This is a genomic window from Neisseria sp. CCUG12390, from assembly GCF_047837985.1.
Lineage (GTDB): Bacteria > Pseudomonadota > Gammaproteobacteria > Burkholderiales > Neisseriaceae > Neisseria.
The window spans coordinates 1,146,926-1,166,202 of sequence record NZ_CP181244.1; the positions used below are offsets into that span (position 1 = coordinate 1,146,926).

A 19,277-nucleotide genomic window follows, 5' to 3' on the forward strand; every position below is an offset into this window, starting at 1 on the left:
ATCTCTTATATTAATTTTTCAGACGGCCTGTATCGGCGGCGATGTTTAAAATGCGTTCCACCACCGACAGCCAGCTGTGTTCGCGTTCGGCGGTTTGCCGTGCGGCCGCGCCCAAACGCTGGAGCGTTTCGGGACTGTCCAGCAGCGAAGCGATGCAGCCGGCCATTTTCTGCGGGTTTTCGGCCTCGACCAAAACACCGTTGAGGCCGTCTGAAACCACGCTTTCCAAATGCCCCACGCGTGTGGCGACCACAGGGATGCCCGCGGCCATGTATTCGTAGATTTTCAGCGGTGAAAAATAGAAATGTTCCATATTCGGGTACGGCGCGACGGCGATGTCCATTTTCGCCAGCCATTGCGGCACTTCGTCGGGCTGAACCGCGCCGCTGAAGGTAACGCCGTCTGAAAAGCCGAGCGCATCGATGCGGTTTTTCACGGATTCGTATTCGGGGCCGTCGCCCACGATTAACAAGTTCACGTTGGGGTTGCGCGCGCGCAGCAAAGCCCATGCTTCGACCAGAGTGGCCAGGCCGTGCCACGGTTTGAGCGTGCCTAAAAAGCCGACGGTGGCGGGCGCATCTTTTTTCAGACGGCCTAAACGTGCGGCGTTTTCCGCAGCGGCAGGGGCGAAGCGTTCCAGCGATACACCGTTGGCCACCACATGCACGCGGCCTTGCGCTTTGGGAAAGGTTTCCAGATACTGCTTCACGCCGGGCGAAACGGCAATCATCGCGTCGGCAGCAGCAAACACCGATTCGGCCACCGCCTGCGCTTCAGCTTCCAGCGGCAGTTCGCGGTGTTTTTTCTGCTCCTCGATCAGCGGCGCGTTCACTTCCAAAATGCCCGCGCAGCCGTGCTGCTCGGCGAACTTCATGCCCGCGTCGCTCCACAAGGAATAGCGTTCGTACACCAAATCGAACGGAGCTTCCGCCGCCAGCATGGCAATGACTTTTTCGTTGGCGGCCAACGCCGCGCGCGCACGGATTTCCGCCGAATCTTTCGGCAGCGCATCCAACGGGCGGATTTTGACGTTTTTCAATGCTTCGGGCACATCGCCGCCCAAACGCTGGGTAAACAGGGTCACGTCCAGCCCTTTTTGCAGCATGCCTTTAATCACTTCCTGCACATGCACGGACGCGCCTTTGGTGCCGAACACGGGAATGCCCGGATCGGCGCAGACATAAGCCACTCTCATGAACGCGCTCCTTGTGTGTGGCCGGCAACGGCTTGCTCGAACAGGCGGCGCAGTTGTGCGGCGTTGCGGTCTTCGTCGTATTCGCGTTCAATCAGTTCGCGGCCGTTGCGCGAGAAGGTGCGGCACAAATCATGGTCGTCCAGCAGACGCTTCATGGCGTCGGCCAAGGCTTGCGGATTGCGCTCGGGTACGCACAAACCCGTCAGGCCGTCTGAAACCAGTTCGGGAATACCCGCCACTTGCGTGGAGATCACGGGCGTGCCCAAAGCCATCGATTCCAGCAACACGGTCGGCAGGCCGTCGCGGTCGCCGTCTTCGCTGATGACGCAGGGCGCAACCACCATATTGGCGTGTTTCATCATGTCGATGATGTAGGGCTGCGGCATCGGGCCGACCATCGTTACCATGTCGCCGATACCCAATGCTTCGATTTGCGCGGCCAGTTCTTCTTCAAGCAAGCCGCCGCCGACCAAGGTGCAGCGCAGCGGAACATTCTGTTTTTTCAGCAAGGCCAGCGCGTCGAGCAATACGTCGAACCCTTTTTTCAACACCAAACGACCGACCGCCAAGATGTGGCGTTCGCGCGAACCGAATTCGCTGTAAGGGAATTTGCGCAAATCCATGCCGTTGTAGATGCGCACGGCTTTGGCGGCATCTTCGCCGTATTGTTCGCGCAGATAGGCAAGGTTGTAGTCGGAAACGGTAACGGCGGCGGCGGAATCGCGCATTTTTTTATCCAGCTCGACGGGCTGCTCGTATTGGAAATAGATGTCTTTGGCGTGGGCGGTAAACGTGTAGGTAATGCCCGCGAAAATGGCGGCCTGCCGTGCAACCGTGGTGGCCTGTGTGCCGAAGTGGGCGTGCAGGTGGTTGATGCCGCGCTCTTTGACCTGTAAAGCGACATTGATGCTTTGCGCCAGTTCGTGAACGTTGCAGTCGGCCTCGGCCAGTTTTTGCGCAAAATCGGGCAATTCTTGAAAGGCCGTCTGAACCAGCTGCCACACGGCTTCGGGTTTGTGCTGTTTGTTGTTGTAACGCGTTACCGGCGCGCGCACCTGCGAAATGCCGTCCTGAAAATGGGTTTCTTCAACCGGACCGAGCGCGAAAATATCGATTTTCAGGCCTTCACGCTCGTGCGCCAAGATTTCGTTGACGACGAAGGTTTCGGAAAAACGCGGATAACGTTTCAAAACGTAGCCGACGTAAAGCGGAACGGTAGGGTGGTTTGATTGCGGGTTCATGATATTTTCTTTGGCGTGAATGGTTTAAAAACAGCGTAAAACGGCAACGCTTTATTCGAGAATCTTGCGGATTTCGCCGACCACGCGGTCGAGGCCGTCGAAGCGCAGGCCGGTACGCGCATCTGCCGGTTTGTCGGTTGAGCGCATAAATGCGCTCAATGCTTCGGGTGTCAATTCATCCGGATGCAGGCATTCGATGATGCCGCGCTCGGCCAGGCGCGACGCGCGTATCCATTGTTCCGTGCGCGGCTTGATGCGCGGCACGATGAGGGCGCGTTTGTTGAAAGACAGGATTTCGGTGGTCGTGTTGTAGCCGCCCATCGAAATGATGCACTCTGCGTCACGCATGATTTTCAAAGGCTCGGGCACGAAATCCACCACTTTGATGTCTCTCAAAGGACGCTTTTTCGCCATTGCGTGAAGCTGTTCGCGCTGTTCTTCCGGCATAAGGGCGCCGGTAATCAGCAGGCCGCGCCAGTTTTCGGGCAGGGCGGATTGTACAAATGCTTGCGCCACTTCAAAGCCGTCTTGCCCGCCGCCCAAGGCGCACAAAGCAAAAGGGCTTTCGATTTCGGACGCGCCGACTTTCAAGCCGCGTACTTCCATGCGGCGGCTTTGGTCAAGATAGCCGACATAACGCAGTTTTTCCACAATATCGGGGGCGACTTGGTATTCTTCGGCGAAGTTGTAAAGGCTCGGGTCGCCGTAAACCCAAATGCTGGAGAAATAGAGGCGGATGATTTCGATGTTTTGCAGCTTTTTCCATTGGCTGCGCACCGCTTCGGGTTCGTCAATGATGTCGCGCACGCCCAATACGATGTGCGTGCCGCGGCTGGATAGTTCGGGCAGGATGTTGTCCAGCTCGCTCATTGCCCCGCGCGGTACGTTGTCCACCACCATGATGTCCGGCTCGAAGGCTTCCAGCGCGGCATGGATAATGTTTTTGCGGATGTTGACCAAACGTTTCACGTCTTTGCCCAATGAGCGCGGAATGTATTTGCCGTCGACGGTTTTGTAATAAGTCGGCAGAGTCACGCTGTCCGCACCTTTCGGTAGCTTGAACGCTCCCGATTCGCGTACGCCGGAAATCAGCAATACTTCGGCTTCTGGGTAAGCTTCCAATACGGATTGCGCTAGCAGCATATTGCGGCGGATATGACCCAAGCCCATGGTATCGTGCGAATAAAAGGCAATGCGTGGAGAATGTTTGGGATTTCTTTCCATGATGATTCAGGGTCGGTTAATGGGGTTATGGCTGTCGGATTAGATTGGCATTTCAGAAAAAAAGTGCCCGGCCTTGCGAAGGCAACGCACTATATCATCGAAAATCAAGCTCCACCATTTCGAGATTTTACGGATACAGATGGTTCTTAACGGATTTTTAATGCGATGAAACGATTGTTTCAATATTCACAGCAGGCAGGAAACATCATATGTTTGATGTATATATGTTTGGAAAAGCGTATGTGTCGGTATCCGTTCTGTAACAAGTGAAAAAGACAGGTGGATGATGGGAGCATGTAAATCAATAAAAATAATTTTCCATTTCTAACAAAAAAGACCATAAAAATAAAAAATTATGGTCATTTATTGTTAAATTAACTTAGGAAATTATTTTTTTGTTTAATCCGATTCATTGCTTTGTCAAGGCAACACCGCTAGACTTGCGGCGTTTCATCAATATTTATCAATGTTTCAATCATTTTCTTTCTAAGGAATAACAAACATGAAAAAGAAGGCGTTAACGCTTTTGCTGTCTACCTTTATCGCCGTACCGGCCGGTGCCGTGACGCTGTATGAGAACGAAGAGACCGGCACCAAAATCGATTTCAGAGGCTCTGCCCGCATCAAATGGGAAACCACCGCCGACAAAACGACCGAATACGATGACGGCGAAGTGGACGGCGTTACCAAAGAAGCCAAAAACCATCCGGTGAAAAACAACGGCTCGCGTTTCGGCTTCCGAGCCAAGCAGTCTTTGGGTAACGATGACCTTTATGCCCTGGGACGCGTGGAATGGCGTTTCCGCGGCGAAGACAGCAACGGCGTAGACCGCCCGTCCAATCACGATTTCGACCACATCTATACCCGCGAGCTTTTGGGCGGTATCGGCCACAAACGCTACGGCGAACTGACATACGGTAACCAAACCGTGATTACCGACGATGTGAAGCAAACCGATTTGGCCAATACCCTGAGCCTGAGCGACGGCCTGCTGGCTTCGGGTGCGCGCCGTTCGATTCAATATAAATACGAAAACAAAGACCAAGGCATCAAAGCCGGCGTATTCTACGGCGGCCGCAGTCCGCGCGGTAATAACGGTTTGACTGAAAAACGCAAGGATATTGTCGGTGCAGGGGCAATCAAAACATTCGAGGTCAACGGTGACGACGAATTGAATATCGGCTTGGGTATCAGCCGCGAGCGTTTCAGACAGGAAGAGCCGGTGGATTACACCCGTACTGCCTACGCATTGGGTACGGCCTATACTTTTGACGATACGACCGTGGGTTTGGACATCGAACGCCGTATCCGTAAAAACGAAGACGAAGCCGGTTACAAACGCACCAATGATGAAATCCGCACCGTCGTTTACCACAAATTGACTAACGACTGGCGCGCATACGGCATGTATGCCTACAAAACCGAAAAACGTGACGAAGTTTCATCGGCCGACCGCAAAGAGAAACAGCATCAGTTTATGCTGGGTACGGAATATTTCCTGATTCCGAAAAGCGAACCTTTCCATGTGAAAACCTTTGCCGAAGTGCAGACCACGCGTTCGAAAGAATACCGTAACGGCGAATTGCACGAAAAAAACCGCAACTACACCACCGTCGTCGGTTTGCGTGCTTATTGGTAAATCCGGTTTGCCGTAACAGCGGATAAACAAAGGCCGTCTGAATGTTCAGACGGCCTTCCTTTATGTCGAAATGAATGATAGAAGCCGGTTTCAGACGTCTTGTCAGGATAAACGGTCGGGATGCTTAGGCGTTTTATACGGAACCATGCTGCTGCGGGAGAGCAGAAGCAGGCAGCCCAGTATCATCATGCCCAGGGCAATCAGCGGCGAATAGGCAAACCAGTATTCGGTGCGCAGATAAACCGCTGCGCCGATATACATTAAAATCGGCCCCGAAATAATCGATTGCTTGTTGATGCCGTCCATAATCATCACGGCCAATCCGGCAACGGCCAAGCCGATGGCAATCAGGGTGGCGGTAGCGGGCAGGATGCCGGTGGTTTTTAAAAACCAAACCGCACCGAACAAAATTAAAAACAAAGGCAGGGCAAGTGAGGCTTGTCGCATGTGAAGTAGCTCCTTAAAAGTTTTCAGACGGCCTGTGGTAATGACCGCCATATTATTGGGTCAAACAGACCGTCTGAAAAGATGCGGAACGGATTATTTCACGGTTTTACCCAACAAGCGGGAAATCAGGCTGTCGGTTTGGCTTTGTAAATTCTGGGTAGTATTCAGATTGTCACGCAGGCTGGCAACAGGATGTTCAGGGGTACGGATAAGCAGGGAAACTGCATTGCTGCGTGTGCTGTAACGCAAATTATAACGGCATTCCGGATCGTATAAGCGTTTGCGGTTTTCCGCGATATTTACATTTTCGCTGCTGATGCCGAGTTTTTCCAAAGACACGGCGATATTTTGAATCAGCGCACGGTTAGGGGTTTTGGGGTTATCCAAAATACAGATGTGGCTGATTTTTTGCAGTTCGTCCGGACCGTAAGTACCGATGCGGGTTTTGCCGCCGCTGCAGGCAGCCAGTGCAGCAAGACTGCTCAAGACGAATAAAGTTTTCAGTTTCATTGTTTTCTCCAGTTTCTAGGTTGCTTTTAAGACGAAGAGGCGTTTTTCATCAAACGCTGTTTCTCACGTTTCCAATCGGCTTCTTTCAGACTTTGGCGTTTGTCATGTTGTTTTTTACCTTTCGCCAAGCCGATTTCCATTTTGATGCGGCCGCGGTTGTAATGCAGGTTCAAGGGGACGATGGTGTAACCGGCACGTTCGGTTTTGCCGATAAGTTTATTGATTTCGGCTTGATTCAGCAGCAGTTTGCGCGGGCGTACCGGATCGGGTTTGACGTGCGTCGAGGCGGTCGGCAGGGCGGTAACGTGGCAGCCCACCAGATAAAACGCATCTTTTTTCCAGTAGATATAGCTTTCCTTGAGTTGTACCCGTCCGGCACGGATGGCTTTCACTTCCCATCCTTCCAATACCAAACCGGCTTCAATCTGGTCTTCGATAAAGTAATCGTGAAAGGCTTTTTTATTATTGGCAATACTCATAATGCTGATTCTTTATAGGTTTTCAGACGGCCTATTTTATCAGGCCGTCTGAAAAAGGGAAATAACGGGTAAAAGGCGTGGAGGCCGTCTGAAAGCGTACAATGCTTAAAACTAAAACGCTTTCACTAAAGTAAAACGCGCCACCGCTTCGCCGTTGAGTTCGACGGTTTCGGCAAACATGGCGGCAGGGCGCACCCACAGGCCGAATTCGCCGTATAAAGCGCGGTAGACGACGAATTCCTCTTCGGTTTCGCTGTGGCGGGCAAGGCCGGTCACTTCATAAAGACTGCCTTTGTAATGGCGGTAAATACCGGCGGGAACAGAATATTTCATGGTCGGATGTGGCGTCGGTAAAAGAGGTTGATGTTTGCGATGTCTTGCGTGTGTTCCGGCTTCAAATCGATTTTCAAATCGGCCAGCTTGATGAGCAGGCTTTCTTCCGCTTCGGCGACGGAACAGGAAACTTCGCCTTGGCTGCGAAAATGTTTAATCAACTCATCAAGTTGCATTAAAGCACGTTGATAATCGTCCATATCGTACCCACAATAAAAAATGGCGGGAAACCCCGCCATTACTTTGCGGCTTGCACCGCGCACTCGTTAAGCAGCTTGAATGTTAGCGGCTTGTTTGCCTTTAGGGCCGGTGGTCACTTCGAAAGAAACGCGTTGGCCTTCTTTCAAGGTTTTGAAACCTTCCATGTTGATCGCAGAGAAGTGGGCGAACAAATCTTCACCGCCTTCGTCCGGAGTAATGAAACCAAAACCTTTAGCGTCGTTGAACCATTTTACGATACCGGTTGCCATTGAGAACTTCCTATACTTAAAAAATTTAACAAAAACAGCAAATAAGGCAATACGTCAAACCAAAAAGTTTCAAGTTTCTCCCTAAAAACGATATGCTTTTTCGAGTGCCGACTCTGCTTAACCATCTTTTTACATTCGTTAATCTCTGTCGTCAAGCAATGTTTGGGAAAAAGCAGAAAAATTATTAAAATAGTACAAAATACAACAGAAAATGCGGATTTCCCGTCATGCCGGCGGATGAGTCCGCCGGCATCATATTATGAAAAGAGCGGTTTAAAAAACGCTTTGGAGCCTTATATACCATGAGTAATACCCGCACCAACCACGAAACCGATATTTTAGTGAACGACCGTCAGGCCCGTCCGCCCAAACGTTATGGCGTTTTTTTGTTAAACGACGATTACACGACCATGGATTTTGTGGTGGCGGTGTTGACGGAGATTTTTATGTTGAACGAAGAGCAGGCGGTGGCGGTGATGCTGCTGGTTCATCATGAGGGCAAAGGCTTGTGCGGCAGCTATACGCGCGACATTGCACAGACCAAGCAGCAGCAAGTCATGCAGCGGGCCAAGGCGGAAGGCCATCCGCTGCAATGTATCGTTGAGGAGATTTGATTCATGCTTTCATCGGAATTGGAACGCATTTTACAGGTGCTTTATACCGAAGCGCGAGGCGAACGTTACGAATTCATCAGTTTGGAGCATTTGTTGTCCGTGCTGATTGATGAGGACGAATCGGTCAGAAACATTCTTGCCGAATGCGGCGTCGATTTGAAATTGTTGTCCGAACAGCTTGCCGGCAGCGTGGCCGAAAATACGCCGCGGATTCCGGATCATCTGTTGGACACCACCGAAACGCAGCCTACATTGGGTTTCCAGCGTGTGATTCAGCGTGCGATGGTGCATATGCAGTCGGCGGGGAAATCCGAAGTTTCGCCGTTGGATTTGCTGGTTGCCCTGATGAGCGAGGGCGACAGCCATGCGGCTTACTTTTTGAAGCTGCAATCGGTGACGCGTTTTGAAATTTTGCGCAGCATTGCCCACGGTACGAATACGGACAAAGACGACGTTTCAGACGGCCTCGAACCGGAAGACGGCGAACCGGGCGGAGAAAAAGGCAATCCTTTGGCGAAATACTGCGTCAATCTGAACGACGAGGTCAAAGCCGCGCGTATCGATCCGCTTATCGGACGCAAACACGAAATGGAGCGGTTGGTGCAGATTTTGTGCCGCCGCCGCAAAAACAATCCCTTGCTCGTGGGCGAGGCGGGGGTAGGCAAAACCGCGCTGGCCGAAGGTTTGGCGCATCAGATTGTCAACGGCAGCGTACCGGAAACACTGCAAAACGCGGTGGTTTATTCGCTCGATATGGGCGCGCTGCTGGCGGGAACCAAATACCGCGGAGACTTTGAAGCGCGAATCAAAGCCGTGTTGAAACAGTTGGAAAAAGTCGAACATGCCATTTTGTTCATCGACGAAATCCATACCATCATCGGCGCAGGCAGCACTTCGGGCGGCACGATGGATGCGTCCAATCTGTTAAAGCCGGCCTTGGCCAAAGGCATGCTGCGCTGCATCGGTGCGACCACTTACGACGAATACCGTACCATTTTCGACAAAGACCATGCCTTGAGCCGCCGTTTCCAAAAAATCGACATTGTCGAGCCGACGGTGGAGGAAACCGTGCAAATTCTGCGCGGCTTGAAACCGATGTTCGAAGATTTCCACCAAGTGCGCTATACCCAAGGCGCATTGGAAGCGGCAGCGGAGCTTTCCGCGCGCTACATCAACGAGCGTTTCCTGCCCGACAAAGCCATTGACGTGATGGACGAAGCGGGTGCGGCGCAACGCATTCTGCCGAAATCGAAGCAGAAAAAAGTCATCGGCAAGGCGCAGATTGAAAGCGTGATTGCCAAAGTCGCGCGTATTCCGGAAAAAACCGTGTCGCACGACGACAAGCAGGTGCTGCAATATCTCGGCCGCGATTTGAAAAACATGGTGTACGGCCAAGACGATGCCATCGAAGCCTTGGTTGCCGCCGTGAAAATGTCGCGCTCCGGCTTGGGCTTGCCCGACAAACCGATCGGCAGCTTCCTGTTTTCCGGGCCGACAGGGGTGGGCAAAACCGAAGTCGCCCGCCAATTGGCTTTCTCGCTGAGCGTGCCGCTGCAACGCTTCGATATGTCGGAATACATGGAACGCCATGCCGTGTCGCGCTTAATCGGTGCGCCGCCGGGCTATGTCGGTTTCGACCAAGGCGGTCTGCTGACGGAAGCAGTGAACAAGCAGCCGCATTGCGTGCTGCTGCTGGACGAAATCGAAAAAGCGCATCCCGATATTTTCAACGTGTTGCTGCAAGTGATGGACGCAGGCCGTCTGACCGACAACAACGGTAAAAGCGCGGATTTCCGCAACGTCATTCTGATTATGACCACCAATGCCGGTGCCGAAAGCCTGAGCCGTCCGACCTTCGGATTTACCGGCAAACGCGAGCGCGGCGACGAGATGCAGGCCGTCAACAAAATGTTTACGCCTGAATTCCGCAACCGTTTGGATGCAATTATCCCGTTTGCGCCATTGTCCGAACCGGTTATCATCAAAGTGGTGGACAAATTCCTGCTGCAATTGGAAAAACAACTGCTCGACAAAAAAGTCGAAGCCGAATTCACGCCGGCATTGCGCAAATACTTGGCTGAAAAAGGGTTCGACCCGCAGATGGGCGCGCGCCCGATGCACCGCCTGATTCAGGAGAAAATCCGCAAAGCCTTGGCAGACGAACTTTTGTTCGGAAAACTGGCCGAGGGCGGCTACGTCAAAATCGATTGGAACCGCGACAAAGGCGAAGTGGTGCTGAAATTCCAAAAAGGCGCGGCAGAGAAGAAGACGCAAGAGGCCGTCTGAAAAGCTGAGATGTAAGAAATCACCGAGTTGTTTACACAACAGGTTGAGAAAAATAATCCTCCAAAGTCTCAAAAGGCGTCCTGCCTTTCAAGCTGCCGTGCGGCTTGACCGTATTGTAGAAATTCACAAAGCGGCACAATTCCCTGCGCCGGTGTTGCGCATCGTCAAATGTCTGCTTATCGTGCCACATCTCCATCAGCGTCCGAATCACCCGTTCCGCTTTGCCGTTGGTCTGCGGACGCGCAATACGGGTAAACTTCTGCACGATGTTGTTGCGGCAGCAGGCAGCGCCAAACGGGTGGGATGCATTGCCTTTGTATTCCACTCCGTTATCCGAGTATGCGCATTCGACGGTGTACGGGCAGCAGTCAATCACATCCCTCAACAGAAACTTGGCGGCACTGGCAGCCGTACGGTCGGGCAAGATGGCTGCGTACAGTTCGCGGGAGTAGTCGTCGATGGCGACAAACAGGTATTCGAACGGGTCGGCAACGCTTTGGTTTTTCAGCCGCGGCAACCGTTTGGTATCGAAATGCACCATTTCGCAGGGATAGGATTTGTTGTAGCGTTTAGCCTGTTTCTTGAGCTTTTCTTCGATGGCTTTTTCAACCTTAGCCAAACGTTTCATCCCGTATTTGGCTTGTTTGAACCGGTTGTTGGTACTGTTTTGCGGCGTGAGCAGCTGCAGCCGTGCGGCTTTGAGGATACGGTAGATGGTTACTCTGCTGACTTGGTATTGCCGGGCAAGTGAAGTAACGGTAATTTTATCCTGCGTATAGGCGCGCCAAACGGCTTGACGTTGGTGCGGTGTAAGTCGGGTATTTTTGTGGATGTTCATGGCAGTATTGTCTTTCAAATACTGTAAACAACGCTAGCCTTTCTTACACGGGATTAGAGATTTTTGGATATTTTCGGGGATTGAAAAGCTATCAAGCTGTGTTTATGCGTTAAATCGCGCCGTCAGCAAAGAAAGGCCGTCTGAAAGTTAATTTTCAGACGGCCTTTTCGCTTTTTTCATTGGATTGATAAACCCAAATTCGACCTTGCTTAACGCGGATGCACCATATCGGCAGGCACGACCAGTTCGTCAAATTCTTCGCCGCTCAACAAGCCCAATTCAATGGCGGTTTCTCGCAGGGAACGGTCGTTTTTGTAAGCGGTTTTGGCGACTTTGGCCGCGTTTTCGTAACCGATTTTGCGGTTCAAGGCCGTGACCAGCATCAGCGAGTGGTGCAGGAAATAGTCGATTTTTTCCGGCACCGGCTCGATGCCGGTGGCGCAATGTTCGTTGAAGCTGTTGCAGGCATCACCCAACAGGCGGATGGATTGAAGCAGGTTATAGCCAATGACGGGCATATATACGTTCAGCTCGAAATTGCCCGACGCGCCAGCCATGCCGATGGTCACGTCGTTGCCGAACACTTGGCAGCACACCATGGTCAACGCTTCGCATTGGGTCGGGTTGACTTTGCCGGGCATGATGGACGAACCGGGTTCGTTTTCCGGAATTTTGATTTCGCCCAAACCGCAGCGCGGCCCCGATGCGAGCCAGCGGATGTCGTTGGCGATTTTGTTCAGGCTGGCGGCCAAGGTTTTCAATGCGCCCGAAGCGTACACGGCGGCATCGCGTCCGGCAAGTGCCTCGAATTTATTGGGGGCGGTCACAAACGGCAAACCCGATAACTCGGCCAGTTTGGCGGCGGCTTTTCCGGCGTATTTGGGGTGGCTGTTCAGACCTGTGCCGACGGCGGTGCCGCCCAAAGGCAGTTCGTAAAGCCCTTGCAAGGCATCGTTCAGACGACCTAAGCCGTGGTCGAGCTGGGAAACGTAGCCGGAGAATTCCTGTCCCAGCGTGAGCGGCGTGGCGTCCTGCAGGTGGGTGCGGCCGATTTTGACGATGGATTCGAATGCTTGCGCTTTGGCATGCAGCGTGTCGCGCAGGGCTTTGACCGCCGGAATCAGCAGGCGGTTGATTTCGACGGCGGCGGCAACGTGAATCGCCGTCGGAAAGCTGTCGTTGGTCGATTGCGCGTGGTTGACGTGGTCGTTGGGGTGGATGGGTCGGTAGGCCGCCAAACCCGTGCCGGCGATTTCGTTGGCGCGGTTGGCAATGACTTCGTTCATGTTCATGTTCGACTGCGTGCCCGAGCCGGTCTGCCATACCACCAGCGGGAATTGGGCATCAAGTTTGCCGTCTAACACGTCATCCGCCGCCTGAATAATCAAATCGCCTTGCTCCGCTTTGATGCGGCCTAACGACACATTGGTAGCGGCTGCGGCTTTTTTTACCAAAGCCATTGCGTGAATCAGCGGCTGCGGTAGGGTTTCGCCGCCGATTTTGAAATTGTCGCGGCTGCGTTGGGTTTGTGCGCCCCAGTAGGCTTCAGACGGCACTTCGACATCGCCCATGGTGTCGTGTTCGGTACGGGTAGTCATGATTTCTCCTGTTTAACATTCAAATGCGAACCATTCGCATAAAAGTGATTATAGTCAGTTAAACGGATTGTGAAAAGGCCGTCTGAATGTTCAGACGGCCTCGGTATCGTTTCGGTGATTATTCTGTTGAATTTTCTTCTTCGGTGACAGGCGCGGTTTTTTTCAAGCCGAAAATCACACAGATAATCACCGCGCCGACAAAAGCGAAATTGCCGGTGTAAATGATTGCGGCGATAAAAGCAGCCGCCATGATGAGAAAAACAGTGTCCATATGGTATGCGCCGAATTTCATGGCCGTCTCCTGATAAGAAAGTGAATTTTCGGTTTACAGCACAAAGTATTCACTATCAAATGCTTACGGCTTTCAGACGGCCTTGTTCACACCCACTCCGCCAAATCTTCCGCATCGATGTCCCACGACCAAATGCCGTTTTGCGTGCCGTTCATGCCGCGTAAAAACAGATAGCGTACGGCGATTTGCGGCAGGGCGAGGCCGCGCAGTTTGAAATAGCGGCCGACGGCGATGGCGTAAATCAGGGCTTGCAGGTAGTAGTGGTGTCCGGCCATCGCTTCGTTCATGGCGTTTTGCGTGTAGGCCGCTTCGCTGCCGCCCAAGTCGTTGGATTTGTAGTCGATGACGCAGACTTGGCCGTCTGAAGCGATGCAGGTCATGTCGATGAAGCCGTTCAGATAGCCCTGTACATCCTGAAAATCCAGCCTTTGCGCCGCTTCGACACATTCGGCGGGCAAGCCCAAATGCGGTTGGGCAAACCATGCGCGCAACGCGGCAAGGTTGAAATCTTCCATATACAGGGTAAAACCCATTTCGGGCAAACGGTTGTCAGGCGGAATATCCGACAAGGTGTCTTTTCCCGAAATCGGCGTTTCGCGGCAGCAGTCGAGCAGTGTAATGACCGCGGGCAGCCATTTTTCTTCAAAACCGTATCGGGTCAGGGTTTCCGAAACCTGTCCGCTTTGTTCGGCGGCGGGGACTTGAAAATCGAGGTTTTCCAGCATTTCGTGCAGGCACAAGCCGGCCTGCGTGCCGCGCGGAAAACGGTGGATGCTCAAATCATCGGAGTCATCTCCTGCCGTGTTTTCAGACGGCCTGATGCTGCCCTCCGCTGCGTCCAAACCCGGTTGCAGCTCTTCGCGTTCGCTGTCGTGCGCTTTGACGTGGCGGCTCAAGCCGGTGAAACTGGTGTGGCGGATGTATTCGAATCTGCGCGGCGGAATGTCGGCAGCCTGATATTGCGTATGGGTTCGGCTGCCCGAATGATAGGAAGCGGGCAGAGGTGTATCTTCCGTGAATGCAAAGTCCGTATCTTTGTTTTCAGACTGCCTCTCGATGAAGTTTTGCCAATTGCGTTTCAGCATGGCCATTTCCGCTGCGGCCTTGCCGTTGCGCCGTTCGGCTTCGTAAGCGGCTGTGACGGATTCGCGCGTGTCGTCGGTGCGGCCTTCGAGCAGGTAGGCAAACGTGTTGTTGGCGGTATCTTGGCAATGGGCGGCGTAAATATTGAGCTGCTCTTCGGCTCGGGTCTGGGCGACGTAAAGCAGGCGCAGGCGTTCGGCGGTTTCTTCGTCGGCCAACTGGATTTGGTCGGCTTCGTCAAGCTGGTGTTTCGCCAGCAATTCGCTCTGACCGCCGCCGCGGTGGAGAATCTGCCAGCAGGAGGCTTTGTTGTCCTGCGCGTCCCACACGAAGGGGCAGTAAACCAGCGGATACTGCAGCCCTTTGGCCGCGTGCATGGTGACGATTTTGACCAAGGCCTCGTCGCTTTCCAAACGCAGCACATTGCTGTCGCCGACGCTGCCGTTTTCCGCCAGACTGATTTGCACCAGCAGCCATTGGTGCAGCGAAGCGGGGCTGTGGCTCTGTTCGTTTTCTTCGGACAAACGCTCGAGCAATTGGTGGTAATTGGTCAGGCTGCGGCCGTTGCCGTCTGAAAGCAGCCGCGTTTCGATGCCGTGTTCGGCGGAGAAGGTTTGCAGCGCGGCATAAATGCCCTGCTGCTGCCATCGTCGGGCGGCGTTCTCGGCGGAATCCATCCAAGCCAACAGCTGCGCCTCGTTTTGATTGAGCGCGTAAAGCCGCTCCGCATCGTAGCCGAACAGCACGCCGCTCAAGGCAAAGCGCAGCGATTCCGTGTGGCGCGGGTTCAGCCAGAATTCCAGCAGCGCGGCCAAGCCCTGCGCTTCGGGCGAGGCGAACACGGATTCGCGGTGCAGTAGCACGCTTTGGATACGGCGCGATTTCAAAGCCTGCGCAATCATGCTGCCCTCGTTGTGGGTGCGCACCAACACGGCGATGTCGCCCGATTCCAGAGGCCGGCCTTTGAAATTCAGATGGCCTTCGGCGGCTTCGTTGAGCGCGGAGGCGATTTCGTCGGCGCAATATTCAGCGGCGCGTTTGCGCAAGGCATCTTTGTTGAGCGGATCGGTTTCCGCGCCGTGCAGCCAGCGGACTTGAACGGCAGGGCGCGGCGGCGACAGGCGGCTTTCCGCGCGCGCGGCGGCCACTTCGCCGTAACCGATGTTTTCCAGTACGAACGGCCGGTTTTTCTGGCGGAACAATGCGCTTATGCCGTTAATCAGCTTGGCATGGCTGCGGAAATTGGTCGAGAGCGTGTAATGGTGCTGCGCATCCTCCGCCGCTTGCAGATAGGCGTAAATATCTGCGCCGCGAAAGCTGTAAATCGCCTGCTTGGGATCGCCGACCAAAAACAACGGCTTGTTTTGCCGGATAAAAATCCGGCTGAAAATCTGATATTGCAGCGGGTCGGTGTCTTGGAATTCGTCAATCAAGGCCACCTGCCAAGTTCCGGCAACGGCTTCGGCCAGGGCTTCGGCGTGCGGATTGCCGGGCTGCAAAGCGGTGTGGACATCCAGCAGCAAATCGTCAAACGTGCGTTCGCGGCGCGATTTTTTCTGTTCGGCCAGGGCGCGGTTGATGTGGTCGAGCAGGTCGAGTTTGAGCAGGGTGAGGGCGTTTTCTTCTTCGGCGGCTGCGGCCTGCAGTTTTTCGCCGAGCAAACCCAATCCGTGCAGTTCGGCTTCGGTCTGGCTGCTAAGGGATTGGTTTTTTTTCAGTTTTTTCGGCAGCACGTCGGCACGCAGGTTTTTCAGCCGTTTGAGCGAATCGGCGTCGGACGGGGGCAGACGGCCGGTTTCGGCGGCGTGGCCGAGTGCGGCAAACAGGTTTTGATAGGAAGGCTTTTTGAAAAACGTACCGCTCAAAATGCCGCCGTCAAATGCCTGCCAAAACGTCTCTTCGATATTTTTCAGACGGCCTTGAATGTTTTCCCATGTCTGCTGCAAATCCGTTCGGGCGGCGGCCAAACCGTTGTCAGGCCGTCTGAAAACCAGATAGGGGCGGCTGACGAAAGGGCGGATTTCGGCGAGCATGGTTTGGGGCGTTTCGCGGTGGCGGAACACCAGTTCGGCGGCCATCGGATCGTTGCTGATCCGTTCGCGCCAGAAATCCTGCGCGGGAACAAGCAGACGTTCGCGGCTGTCGTCGGCCAGTTCGACATCGAATTGGGTTTGGCACAAAAAGGCGAAATCGCGCAGCACGCGTTGGCAGAAGCCGTGGATGGTGTAGATCGCCGCATTGTCGAAACTGCCGATGGCGGCTTTCAGGCGCACAATCAGCCGCGCTTGGCTTTCCTGCGCCAAAGCCTGTGCCAACAGGCCTTTGAGAAATTCATCGCCCGGGTGTTCGCGCTCGCAATATTCATGGAGGCCGTCTGAATGTTCCGCCGCATTTTCCACGCTTTCCAAGGCTTGCAACACTTCGTCCAAACGCGCGCGCAAACGGGTTTTGAGTTCGGCGGTGGCGGCTTTGGTAAAGGTCACGACCAATACTTTGTCCACCGGCATTTTTTCCAGCACAATCAGTCGGGTAAACAGGGCGGCGATGCCGTAGGTTTTGCCGGTGCCGGCGGAGGCTTCAATCAGATTGGTGTCTCGAATCGGAAGCGACAGCGGGTCGAAGGTTTGGACGGTGTGGGACATGGTTGCGGAAAATCGGGAAAACGGTAGGGTTATCATAGCAGAGGCCGTCTGAAACCGCATGGGCTTTTCAGACGGCCTTGACGCAAAATATCGGGATTACAAAGCGGCCAGACGTTCAACCGGCGGCGCATAGTAATACGCGCCGGAAACAGCGGTCGAAATATGCTTCAGCAGCAGGTCGGTTTTGCCGTCGGTTTCGCCGAACATGCTCAATAATTGCGCTTCGATGTTGTGCAGCGTGTGGCAGTAGGCGATGAACATCAGGCCGTGTTCGCCGGTGATTTTGCCGTAGGGCAGGCTGCGGCGCACGATTTTCAGGCCGACGCCGTTTTCTTTCAAATCCACGCGGCCCAGATGCGAATCGGGCAGACGCACGCTTTTGTCCAGCTCTTCGTCGGTTTCTTTGGTGCGGCCGATGCAGCTTTCCTGGTGCGGCACATCGACCTTGCCCCAGCGTTTCAAATCGTGGCGGTATTTTTGCAACAGGACATAGCTGCCGCCTGCGTCGGGCTGCCCTTCGGGGATAACCGCAACTTCGCGGACGGCTTGGTCTTGCGGGTTTTCCGTGCCGTCCACAAAGCCGTCCAAGCCGCGTTCCTGATACAGGCGGTAGCCGTGTTCTTCGGTGACGACGGTCAGGCTGTCGCCGAATGCGGCCAAAACCGCCTGCGCCAAAGCTAAGGCGGCGTCTTGCTGCAGGGCTTGGATGTGAATCAGCACGTCTTGCTGGGTGGCCGGTGCCAGGCCGTTGCCCAAAGGCGTAAACGGCTTGATTTCGCGGCCTTCGCCGGCATGGCCGAAAATGTGCCAGGCTTCGCTGCCGAACGCGACGGTCAGCCCCAACGCGGCCTGCGGAAACTTGGCCTGCAAAGCCTGAAGACGAGCAACGCTGTCTCGGCAGGCGGCTTTGACGGCTTCGGTTTGGCCGATGCGGATGTCGGCTTCGATAAACACGCCTGCTTTGGCGTGGTCGGGAATAATGGCGGTTTGCGGATTCATGTTTCGGCTTCCGGAAAGTGGTTTTTAATCGGGCATGATTATAACGCAAATCGGATAGGCGGTTTACAGTTGCTTGCTTTCAGACGGCCTTTGTTGACACGCCGCCATGCTAGAATATGCGCCGTGATTTTTGACGGATTTGTTCATGCGTATCGGATTTTTTATTATCGTTTTGGTCGTGATGCAGCTCTTCACCTTCGGCTTGGGGCGTTCGCTGCAATGGCTTTTCGCACCGTTCATCGGCAAGCGCGGCCGGCGTTGGCTGATGGGGCTGGCCTATTTTATTACCAACAGTTTGATTGTCGGGCTGCTGCTTCAGGTTGACCATGCCATTTTCCGCATTACCGCGTTTTGGATGGTGTTGCTGCTGTTCGTGATGTATTCGGCGTTGGCAACGTTTGTGCTGTACCTTCTGCTGCGCAAATTTATGGCGCAGCCGCCGCTGTCGCGCAGCCTGCGCCTGTTTGCGCCGCTGTTTCTCGTGTTCCTGACGGCATTGTCGGTTTACAACGCCTACACGCCGGTGGTGCGCCACCAAAGCATTACCATCAATAAGAAATTAGACCGGCCTTTGCGCATCGGTTTGGCCAGTGATATGCATCTGGGTCTGCTGGTCGGGTCAAAACAATTGGACAAGCTCGCGGCCATCATGCAGCAGGAGAAAGTCGATTTGATTCTGCTGCCCGGCGATTTGATGGACGACGATACCCAAGTCTATACCGCCGAAAACATGCAGCCGCATCTGGCGCAACTGAAAGCGCCGCTGGGCGTATATGCGACGCTGGGCAATCACGATTTGTTCGGCCATCAACATGAAATCCGTGCGGAGCTGGAAAACGCCGGTATCCGCGTGTTGGAGAATGAGGCCGTCGAAGAACACGGTTTGCTGATTGTCGGGCGCAATGACGATATGGACAAATCCCGTCCTTCGACCGAACAATTATTGCAGGGGCAAAATACTGCTCTGCCGGTGTTGCTGCTGGATCACAGGCCGTCTGAAATCGACCTTCATGCCGCATTGCCGGTGGATGTCCAAGTTTCCGGCCATGTGCACAACGGGCAGGTCACCCCGGCCAATTTAATCGTGAAAGCCATCAATCGCGTATCGTACGGCTATCAGGCCATCGGCAACGGCCATTATTTCGTGACGTCCGGTTACGGCTTTTGGGGTATTCCCATGCGCCTGGGTTCTCAGGCGGAAGTATGGGTCATCGACGTGAAAGGCCGTCCGTGATTTGAATCGACAGGCCGTCTGAAAATCGACGCAGGTCTTTTCAGACGGCCTTTTTTTGTCTTCCGATTCAGTTGTCCGCCCGAATCCGCATCCGCCGTCTTGCTTGGAGAAAAGCGGTATTCCCTGTATTTGGAGATTTTAGACTTTCTCTAA

General features: G+C 54.0%; 18 protein-coding genes. 4 read left to right on the forward strand and 14 right to left on the reverse strand.

Annotated features, from left to right (window positions below):
• Nucleotides 1-10: 10 nt before the first annotated feature.
• The 3 genes from ACM67E_RS05375 to ACM67E_RS05385 are packed head-to-tail and all read right to left on the reverse strand — an operon-like array spanning nucleotide 11 to nucleotide 3,660.
• Nucleotides 11-1,195, reverse strand: coding sequence for a glycosyltransferase family 4 protein (locus ACM67E_RS05375; protein ID WP_416192583.1), 1,185 nt, complete (start codon nucleotides 1,193-1,195; stop codon nucleotides 11-13).
• Nucleotides 1,192-2,436, reverse strand: a complete 1,245-nt coding sequence (locus ACM67E_RS05380; protein WP_416192584.1) for a glycosyltransferase family 4 protein — start codon at nucleotides 2,434-2,436, stop codon at nucleotides 1,192-1,194. Before ACM67E_RS05380 ends, ACM67E_RS05375 begins: the two co-directional genes overlap by 4 nt.
• A gap of 51 nt (nucleotides 2,437-2,487) precedes the next feature.
• Nucleotides 2,488-3,660 carry a glycosyltransferase family protein gene (locus tag ACM67E_RS05385; protein WP_416192585.1) on the reverse strand — a complete coding sequence of 391 codons (1,173 nt, stop codon included), beginning with the start codon at nucleotides 3,658-3,660 and terminating at the stop codon, nucleotides 2,488-2,490.
• Nucleotides 3,661-4,162: 502 nt separating this feature from the next.
• Here ACM67E_RS05385 and ACM67E_RS05390 point away from each other — a divergent pair.
• A complete protein-coding gene (locus ACM67E_RS05390; protein WP_416192586.1) occupies nucleotides 4,163-5,299 on the forward strand; it encodes a porin in 1,137 nt (378 codons plus the stop codon).
• 102 nt (nucleotides 5,300-5,401) lie between these two features.
• Here the strand turns inward: ACM67E_RS05390 and ACM67E_RS05395 are convergent, their stop codons facing one another.
• From ACM67E_RS05395 to ACM67E_RS05420, 6 genes are all read right to left on the reverse strand, one after another.
• On the reverse strand, nucleotides 5,402-5,746 hold the full coding sequence (locus tag ACM67E_RS05395; protein ID WP_416192587.1) for a hypothetical protein: 345 nt from the start codon (nucleotides 5,744-5,746) through the stop codon (nucleotides 5,402-5,404).
• 93 nt (nucleotides 5,747-5,839) lie between these two features.
• Nucleotides 5,840-6,256 carry a hypothetical protein gene (locus tag ACM67E_RS05400; RefSeq protein WP_416192588.1) on the reverse strand — a complete coding sequence of 139 codons (417 nt, stop codon included), beginning with the start codon at nucleotides 6,254-6,256 and terminating at the stop codon, nucleotides 5,840-5,842.
• A 26-nt stretch (nucleotides 6,257-6,282) separates the two neighbouring features.
• Nucleotides 6,283-6,735 carry an SsrA-binding protein SmpB gene (smpB, locus tag ACM67E_RS05405; RefSeq protein WP_416192589.1) on the reverse strand — a complete coding sequence of 151 codons (453 nt, stop codon included), beginning with the start codon at nucleotides 6,733-6,735 and terminating at the stop codon, nucleotides 6,283-6,285.
• A gap of 111 nt (nucleotides 6,736-6,846) precedes the next feature.
• Nucleotides 6,847-7,068: a DUF1653 domain-containing protein gene (locus tag ACM67E_RS05410; RefSeq protein WP_416192590.1), complete on the reverse strand. Its 222-nt coding sequence runs from the start codon at nucleotides 7,066-7,068 to the stop codon at nucleotides 6,847-6,849.
• The gene (locus ACM67E_RS05415) at nucleotides 7,065-7,268 is read right to left on the reverse strand and encodes a branched-chain amino acid ABC transporter (protein WP_416192591.1); all 204 of its coding nucleotides are present in this window, start codon (nucleotides 7,266-7,268) and stop codon (nucleotides 7,065-7,067) included. The genes ACM67E_RS05410 and ACM67E_RS05415 overlap by 4 nt, the downstream gene beginning before the upstream one ends.
• 66 nt (nucleotides 7,269-7,334) lie before the next feature.
• Nucleotides 7,335-7,538: a cold-shock protein gene (locus ACM67E_RS05420; protein WP_085390429.1), complete on the reverse strand. Its 204-nt coding sequence runs from the start codon at nucleotides 7,536-7,538 to the stop codon at nucleotides 7,335-7,337.
• A gap of 302 nt (nucleotides 7,539-7,840) precedes the next feature.
• Here ACM67E_RS05420 and clpS point away from each other — a divergent pair, with 302 nt between their 5' ends.
• The gene (gene clpS, locus ACM67E_RS05425) at nucleotides 7,841-8,152 is read left to right on the forward strand and encodes an ATP-dependent Clp protease adapter ClpS (protein ID WP_416192592.1); all 312 of its coding nucleotides are present in this window, start codon (nucleotides 7,841-7,843) and stop codon (nucleotides 8,150-8,152) included.
• Nucleotides 8,153-8,155: 3 nt separating this feature from the next.
• Entirely contained in the window at nucleotides 8,156-10,438 is a 2,283-nt protein-coding gene (gene clpA, locus ACM67E_RS05430; protein ID WP_416192593.1) for an ATP-dependent Clp protease ATP-binding subunit ClpA, read from the forward strand.
• A gap of 31 nt (nucleotides 10,439-10,469) precedes the next feature.
• Here clpA and ACM67E_RS05435 read toward each other — a convergent pair whose 3' ends face one another.
• The 5 genes from ACM67E_RS05435 to ACM67E_RS05455 form a co-directional block, all read right to left on the reverse strand.
• The gene (locus ACM67E_RS05435) at nucleotides 10,470-11,276 is read right to left on the reverse strand and encodes an integrase core domain-containing protein (protein WP_416192273.1); all 807 of its coding nucleotides are present in this window, start codon (nucleotides 11,274-11,276) and stop codon (nucleotides 10,470-10,472) included.
• 209 nt (nucleotides 11,277-11,485) lie between these two features.
• Nucleotides 11,486-12,874: a class II fumarate hydratase gene (gene fumC / locus ACM67E_RS05440; protein ID WP_416192594.1), complete on the reverse strand. Its 1,389-nt coding sequence runs from the start codon at nucleotides 12,872-12,874 to the stop codon at nucleotides 11,486-11,488.
• A 118-nt stretch (nucleotides 12,875-12,992) separates the two neighbouring features.
• Nucleotides 12,993-13,166: a hypothetical protein gene (locus ACM67E_RS05445; protein ID WP_416192595.1), complete on the reverse strand. Its 174-nt coding sequence runs from the start codon at nucleotides 13,164-13,166 to the stop codon at nucleotides 12,993-12,995.
• 86 nt (nucleotides 13,167-13,252) lie between these two features.
• Nucleotides 13,253-16,891, reverse strand: coding sequence for an exodeoxyribonuclease V subunit beta (gene recB, locus ACM67E_RS05450; protein ID WP_416192596.1), 3,639 nt, complete (start codon nucleotides 16,889-16,891; stop codon nucleotides 13,253-13,255).
• A 96-nt stretch (nucleotides 16,892-16,987) separates the two neighbouring features.
• Nucleotides 16,988-17,890, reverse strand: a complete 903-nt coding sequence (locus tag ACM67E_RS05455; protein WP_416192597.1) for a Dyp-type peroxidase — start codon at nucleotides 17,888-17,890, stop codon at nucleotides 16,988-16,990.
• Between the two features lie 145 nt (nucleotides 17,891-18,035).
• On the opposite strand from ACM67E_RS05455, the gene ACM67E_RS05460 reads away from it, so the two are divergent.
• Entirely contained in the window at nucleotides 18,036-19,124 is a 1,089-nt protein-coding gene (locus tag ACM67E_RS05460) for a metallophosphoesterase (protein WP_416192598.1), read from the forward strand.
• The last annotated feature ends 153 nt before the right edge of the window (nucleotides 19,125-19,277 follow it).

Excerpts from the sequence above, each read along its gene's own strand:
- ACM67E_RS05400 (WP_416192588.1), bottom strand. The coding sequence starts at position 6,256 with ATGAAACTGAAAACTTTATTCGTCTTGAGCAGTCTTGCTGCACTGGCT.
- ACM67E_RS05375 (WP_416192583.1), bottom strand. The coding sequence starts at position 1,195 with ATGAGAGTGGCTTATGTCTGCGCCGATCCGGGCATTCCCGTGTTCGGC.
- ACM67E_RS05380 (WP_416192584.1), bottom strand. The coding sequence starts at position 2,436 with ATGAACCCGCAATCAAACCACCCTACCGTTCCGCTTTACGTCGGCTAC.
- ACM67E_RS05460 (WP_416192598.1), top strand. The coding sequence starts at position 18,036 with ATGCGTATCGGATTTTTTATTATCGTTTTGGTCGTGATGCAGCTCTTC.
- ACM67E_RS05410 (WP_416192590.1), bottom strand. The coding sequence starts at position 7,068 with ATGAAATATTCTGTTCCCGCCGGTATTTACCGCCATTACAAAGGCAGT.
- ACM67E_RS05435 (WP_416192273.1), bottom strand. The coding sequence starts at position 11,276 with ATGAACATCCACAAAAATACCCGACTTACACCGCACCAACGTCAAGCC.
- smpB (WP_416192589.1), bottom strand. The coding sequence starts at position 6,735 with ATGAGTATTGCCAATAATAAAAAAGCCTTTCACGATTACTTTATCGAA.
- ACM67E_RS05455 (WP_416192597.1), bottom strand. The coding sequence starts at position 17,890 with ATGAATCCGCAAACCGCCATTATTCCCGACCACGCCAAAGCAGGCGTG.
- ACM67E_RS05415 (WP_416192591.1), bottom strand. The coding sequence starts at position 7,268 with ATGGACGATTATCAACGTGCTTTAATGCAACTTGATGAGTTGATTAAA.
- recB (WP_416192596.1), bottom strand. The coding sequence starts at position 16,891 with ATGTCCCACACCGTCCAAACCTTCGACCCGCTGTCGCTTCCGATTCGA.
- fumC (WP_416192594.1), bottom strand. The coding sequence starts at position 12,874 with ATGACTACCCGTACCGAACACGACACCATGGGCGATGTCGAAGTGCCG.
- clpS (WP_416192592.1), top strand. The coding sequence starts at position 7,841 with ATGAGTAATACCCGCACCAACCACGAAACCGATATTTTAGTGAACGAC.
- ACM67E_RS05395 (WP_416192587.1), bottom strand. The coding sequence starts at position 5,746 with ATGCGACAAGCCTCACTTGCCCTGCCTTTGTTTTTAATTTTGTTCGGT.
- ACM67E_RS05445 (WP_416192595.1), bottom strand. The coding sequence starts at position 13,166 with ATGAAATTCGGCGCATACCATATGGACACTGTTTTTCTCATCATGGCG.
- ACM67E_RS05390 (WP_416192586.1), top strand. The coding sequence starts at position 4,163 with ATGAAAAAGAAGGCGTTAACGCTTTTGCTGTCTACCTTTATCGCCGTA.
- clpA (WP_416192593.1), top strand. The coding sequence starts at position 8,156 with ATGCTTTCATCGGAATTGGAACGCATTTTACAGGTGCTTTATACCGAA.
- ACM67E_RS05420 (WP_085390429.1), bottom strand. The coding sequence starts at position 7,538 with ATGGCAACCGGTATCGTAAAATGGTTCAACGACGCTAAAGGTTTTGGT.
- ACM67E_RS05385 (WP_416192585.1), bottom strand. The coding sequence starts at position 3,660 with ATGGAAAGAAATCCCAAACATTCTCCACGCATTGCCTTTTATTCGCAC.